The sequence below is a fragment of the Agromyces sp. NPDC055658 genome (genome assembly GCF_053618155.1).
In genome coordinates this window covers 1-1,207 of the sequence record NZ_JBSHHD010000120.1, presented here as the reverse complement: position 1 = coordinate 1,207, position 1,207 = coordinate 1, and the positions used below count along the sequence as shown (strand labels likewise).

Below are 1,207 nucleotides of genomic sequence, written 5' to 3'. Positions count from 1 at the left end.
ACACCGACCTGATGTTCCTCGCCTCGAAGATGCGTGCGGCGGCGTCGCGCGGTGAACTGGACCGGCTGGTGATCGACCCCGCGCTGTCCGCGCGTAAGGACGAGTTCATCGCGATGCAGGCGCGCCAGCCCGAGGACCTGGACAAGTTCTTCACCACGATCACCGAGAAGCTGGCCGGTAGGCGGGTTTTCATGATCGGCACCTACAACCTGATGTACGACGTGGCCAAAGCCGGCCTGGATCGCGGCATCTCCGGCGTCTTCGCCACGGACTCGGCGATCCTCACCGGCGGTGGCATGAAAGGCTTCGTGCTTCCGGACGACTACATGGACGTGATCCGGCGGTTCCTCGGGGTCGAGCGCATCCAGGAGGGCTACGGCTTTTCCGAGCAGAGCGCATTTCACTGGGGGTGCAGCGAGGGGCGCTATCACGTGCAGCCGTGGGTGATTCCCTTCGTTCTCGACCCGGAGACCAGCGAGCCGCTGCCTCGCACCGGGCGGCAGACCGGCCGGGCGGCCGTCTACGACCTTCTCCTCAAAGCGCATTGGGGCGGCGCGATCTCCGGCGACGAGGTGACGATCGACTGGGACCTGAAATGCCCGTGCGGCCAGACCAGCGTCGCCTTCGAGCACGACATCATCCGCTACAGCGAGAAACAGGGCGTCGACGATGACCGGATCACGTGTGCGGCCACCCATGAGGTCCACAACGAGGCGGTCAACTTCATGAAGGCGTTCGAATCATGAGTGCCGCCTATACCGTTCCCCTCGTCCTGCGCGGTGAGCTCATCACCGATGATCTGGTGTCGTTCGGAACACGCAGCGGTGCTGCGGAATTCGAGGCGCCGGACGTGTACCGCATTGTTGATCGGCTGCCGTTGCCCAGCCCGGCGCAGATGGCCGACCTGTACGAGCTGAGTTTCGACGAGATCCTTGATGTCCTGGAAGCGCTCGGCGACGCCTTGGCCTTCGACACCAATCCCCATCTGCAGCAGGCGTATGAGGCGGCACTGGTGGCCAATGTCCTGCCGGCCCGGATGCTGGAGAACAGCTACCGCGTTCTGCAGCCGCTGTTCTCCCGGCCGAACGTGTTGGAGGTGGCCGACAGTGAGGTCGGCCTGGATCACCTCAACGGGTGGGTGCCACGCCGGCTGGCCGACGGCCGCGAGGTTCGGGTGCGCGCCTTCGGCGCCCGGACGGTGCACATC

At 65.2% G+C, this 1,207-nt stretch carries 2 protein-coding genes; both read left to right on the top strand.

Annotated elements, in window-relative coordinates; translation table 11 throughout:
• Positions 1–746: LuxE/PaaK family acyltransferase (locus ACWGPE_RS19005; protein WP_452049314.1), on the top strand; the 746-nt coding region annotated here is incomplete at its 5' end.
• On the top strand, positions 743–1,207 hold a 465-nt coding region (locus ACWGPE_RS19000; protein WP_452049313.1), incomplete at its 3' end, for a hypothetical protein. The genes ACWGPE_RS19005 and ACWGPE_RS19000, both read left to right, overlap by 4 nt.